Raw genomic sequence first — 4556 nt, forward strand, 5'->3', positions numbered from 1 at the left:
CTACCAATGGTTTTTATAACATGCCAAAGTTGTGCTCTGGTTGCTTCTGTCGTGATTGTGGCTCCGGTTTTTTTAGCATAGAACCCAAAACCGGGCTGCCAACGTTGCATTGCACCGGGATCAAACCCCCATACATTGCTGCGAATAAACTGACCTTCTTGCTCAATGGTGTTTTGTACGGCTTGATAGTATGAGATCAGTGGCTGAGGATAGCGCTGATGAAGTTCATCAGCCTTAGCAATATAGTCATGCGCTAATCCATCGAGTAGTGCGCGCCCAATACTAGAGGGAACTGAAGTTACCAGCCCAAGCCAATAAGACGCCATACGTGGTGTGAGTAAGCGGGTAGACCAGAGTCGAAATGGTTTACCCGCTAACTGACAAATAATATCAAATTGCTCTCGATAACTAAGAATATCGGGGCCACCCGCTTCGAATTGTTGGTGGGCTTGAGGTGTTTCTTTAGCCAGATTGAGTAAATAGTTGTTGAGGTTATCCAGTGCAATTGGATTCGCTTTGGAATCGACCCATTTGGGGGTAATTAAAATGGGCAAGTTATAGACAAAATCTCGCATGATCTCAAAAGCGGCTGAACCTGGGCCAATAATAACTCCGGCGCGTAGTTCAGTGATTGGAACGCGGCTTTGGCGTAGAATGTCTCCAGTTTTCTGTCTTGCCAATAAATGTTCCGAATGTCCGACAAGCGGCTGCAAGGCGCTGAGATAAATCACATGTTGAACTTGGCTTTGATCTAGCGCTAGGCGAACATTCTCGGCAAGTGACAGTTCATAATCAACAAAATCTCCTCCTTGTGCCATGCCATGAACCAGAAAATAGACTAAATCAAAATCGTTAATCAATTGTATGGTCTGATCTCGCTCCGCAAGATCAAGATGCGTGATGGTCAATTGAGGATGGGCAGGAATACGATCGGATAATTCTTCTACCTGTCGAGCGGTAGCGGTGACGGTGTAACCTTCGTTCAGCAATAGAGGAAGCAATTGTGAGCCGACATAACCCGAAGCACCTAACACTAATACCTTTTTCATCTTTATTCCTTCATATGGACTAGTTTGAATTTATATCGATGCGTATAATTCACGGGTTAATAAATGGTATACCCAGTTGTATATTCGCTTTTGAATCGGCAATCGTTTTGCCGATGAACAGTGGCGAGAATACTCATCATATCAAACTCTCACGACAGAGGTGATCCGTTGTCTGCTATTTCTCAAGTTATATACTACACCAAAGGGGATTTTCTGCGTCGCTTGATCGCTATTGCTTTACCGATCAGTTTACAAAGTATCATGTTTTCGAGCCGGGGGTTAGTCGATGTACTGATGCTCGGTCAACTGGGTGAGGCAGAAATTGCAGCCGTCGGTGTCGCCGCAAGAGCGACTTTTGTAACAACCATTATGCTAGTGGGGGTGACAACTGGAGGGGCATTATTAACCGCTCAGTATTGGGGGGCCGCCAATCATCAAGGGGTACGAGAGAGTACCGCTCTGACTTGGTTGATTTCCACCTTCTTTGCCCTATTTACTGTCGCACTTTTTTTATTGTTTCCTAGCCAAATCATGGGATTAACCACAGATTCGCTGCAAGTCAATGCACTGGGTAGCCAATATCTTGTTATTACCTCACTAAGTATGCTGGCCGTTGCTTGTGTCAGCAGTATGGCGGTAGGGCTGCGTGCGATGCACAAACCAGGAGTGAGTACCTTTTTCAGTGGTATTGGTATTGTCGCTAACGTGATGCTTAACTGGGTGCTAATTTTTGGCAAATTGGGCTTCCCCGCTTTGGGTATTGAAGGTGCCGCCATCGCGACCGTATTAAGTGGTGCTATAGAGGTTGGGTGTTTATATGGCTATCTTTATCGCAAGAAGCATCTACTTGCTTTTGGATGGAATGATATTAAAGCGGTAATGGTGTGGAAACCGATTGCCCGTTTTTTGCAACTCTCTTTGCCCACGACGTTTAACTTTTTGACGTGGGCTGGTGGTCTATTTGTTTACCATGCCATTATGGGACAAAGTGGTGTCCAAGGTTTAGCCGCCTTGTCTGTCATGACGCCAGTAGAATCGATTTCACTGAGCTTGTTGATTGGTATGTCGAATGCTGCTGCTGTGTTGGTGGGTAACCAACTGGGGGCAAAGCAATATGATGCGGTGTATTACCAAGCAATCGGAGTAACTATTTTAAGTTTTATCGCTGGTATCGTGGTTGCTATCGCGCTCTTTATAATTCAAATTCCAATTTTAAATGCATTCAGCGCTCTGACCGAAGAAACGCGTCAGTTGGCCGAAAAATTTATCATGATTTTGAGTGTAGGGATTGTGCTACGTTCTGTACCAATGACAGTGATTGTCGGGGTATTACGAGCCGGGGGCGATGTGAAATTTTGTTTTGCGCAAGATGTATGTGCTCAGTGGTTGATCGGTATTCCACTCACGGCACTGTCTGCTATTTATTTCAATCTCGCTCCTGAGTGGATATATTTGCTGTTTTTACTTGAAGAGCTGATTAAATGGGGTGGATCAATGTGGCGAATGTTTAGTAAAAAATGGATGCGTAATTTGATTGAAAATTAGGCTGAGGTTGTCATTTTGATGCAATTTGATTCATATTTTGTGATCTGGCGTCCAAAAAACTTTCTACCTGAAAGGATTTAGTGTAGATTCTCAGTCTTATTTTGAGCAATGGTGAGTGATTTAATGTTACAACTGATAGACTTGTGCAAAGGTTATGTGGATGGTGATGAGTTCCACCCTGTGTTACAAGGTGCAGAGTTAACGTTAAATCGAGGCGACCAGCTGGCGTTGATGGGGGAAAGCGGGTCAGGAAAAAGCACGTTACTGAATTTGATCGCTGGGCTTGATAGTGCTGACTCTGGTGAAATCTGGTTTCCTGGTTTTGCCATGCATCGTACCTCTGAACATAAACGAACCGCTTTTCGTCGCAATAATATCGGTCACATTTTTCAACAGTTTAATTTGTTACCAACCCTCAATATTGCCGATAACATCCGTTTTTGTCGCCAACTGAAAGGGCTTGCGGAAGATCAAGGTTTACTGCGACAAATTCTTTCATCATTAGATTTAATGCCGTTGCTAGGGCGCTACCCGGAAGAGGTTTCGGGTGGTCAGCAACAACGTGCTGCCATTGCTCGAGCCTTGTACATGCAACCGACGCTTTTGTTGGCTGATGAACCGACAGGAAGTTTAGATGAACGTAATGCAGAAGCGGTGATGCGTTTGTTGACCAGCTTAACTCGTCAGCTTGATTGTACTTTATTACTGGTTACCCATAGTGAAAAAGTGGCTCAGCATATGCGTGGGTGTATCCGCCTACAAGGGGGGCAGCTTCATGTTATGGCCCGTAGTTAAAGCGCTACTTGGGCACTATCGGCGTTACCCTCTGCAAATTTTTTTGGTTTGGCTCGGTTTAACACTCAGTGTCTCTTTGTTGGTGGGTGTGACTGCGATTAACCAACACGCGCAGCAGAGTTATCAGCACGGTGAAAAACTTTTCTCTAATCCTTTACCTTATCGCATTCGCCCTAAACATATAGCCAATAAAATCCCACAAGGTTTTTATGTCCAGTTGCGCCGCGAAGGTTTTCAGCAATGTGTCCCTTTCGACAATTATCGTTTAACCACTCAAAATGGAATTGACATTACTTTACTCGGAATTGATACCGTAGCGATGTTACCGATTAATAGTGATCGTCCATTGCCTGAAATGGTCACGCTTTCTTTAATGAGGGCCCCTTATCCAGTGCTTGTCAGCCAAGAGTTTGCAGCTTTACAACAGTGGCAAGATGGCGATTTTATTTTGTTAGAGGAAGGGAGTGCTTTAGGCCCGATATTGGTTGACCGCTATCATTTGATCAATGGGACTCGGGTGATCGCTGATCTTTCCTTGGTGAGAACATTACGTAAGAGTGCTGGGCTTTCTGTGATTAGTTGTGGAGAGATGCCAAGTCGTAAGTTGGAAAAATTAAAGCAAAGTTTGCCCAATGGCATGGTATTGGTCAGGACATCTCGCTCAGATCTGGAATCATTAACGCAAGCGTTCCATATGAACTTGACTGCATTAGGAATGCTATCTTTTCTGGTGGGGATGTTCATTTTTTATCAGGCGATGTCACTTTCGCTGATCCAGCGGCAGCCTTTGGTTGGGATTTTACGACAAACCGGGGTCTCTGGTTGGCAGCTAGCGCAAGCTTTATCAATAGAACTCATTGGGTTGATCTTATTTAGTTGGCTATGTGGCAACGTTTTAGGCTTATTGCTCGCTAATCAGTTACTGCCATCGGTTTCGGCGAGCTTAAGTAATTTATATGATGCACATGTCGGGCTTTCTATTAATTGGCGTTGGGAATGGGGCAGTTACAGCTTATTGATGGCGATGATTGCTGCCTTAATTTCGTGTGCCTGGCCTTTAATTCGTTTACTCATGTCTCAACCGATTCGATTAACCACGCGTTTATCATTAGCACGTTTTGCGGGGGCAGAATTTACCTTACAGGCTATAGTGGCTTGTGCGTTGGG

General features: G+C 44.6%; 4 protein-coding genes. 3 read left to right on the top strand and 1 reads right to left on the bottom strand.

Features of this window, described 5'->3' with window-relative positions:
- On the bottom strand, window positions 1–1049 hold a 1049-nt coding region (locus B7C60_RS07730), incomplete at its 3' end, for an NAD(P)H-binding protein (RefSeq protein ID WP_245868877.1).
- A 168-nt stretch (window positions 1050–1217) separates the two neighbouring features.
- Between B7C60_RS07730 and B7C60_RS07735 the strand changes: the two genes are divergently transcribed.
- The 3 genes from B7C60_RS07735 to B7C60_RS18350 form a co-directional block, all read left to right on the top strand.
- Complete coding sequence (locus B7C60_RS07735; RefSeq protein WP_099611157.1) at window positions 1218–2594, top strand: MATE family efflux transporter; 1377 nt, start codon at window positions 1218–1220, stop codon at window positions 2592–2594.
- Between the two features lie 123 nt (window positions 2595–2717).
- Window positions 2718–3389, top strand: coding sequence for an ABC transporter ATP-binding protein (locus B7C60_RS07740; protein ID WP_099611338.1), 672 nt, complete (start codon window positions 2718–2720; stop codon window positions 3387–3389).
- Window positions 3370–4556 (top strand): FtsX-like permease family protein (locus tag B7C60_RS18350; RefSeq protein WP_245868879.1); only part of this gene is annotated, 1187 nt, incomplete at its 3' end. The genes B7C60_RS07740 and B7C60_RS18350, both read left to right, overlap by 20 nt.

The organism is Vibrio fujianensis, assembly GCF_002749895.1.
Lineage (GTDB): Bacteria > Pseudomonadota > Gammaproteobacteria > Enterobacterales > Vibrionaceae > Vibrio > Vibrio fujianensis.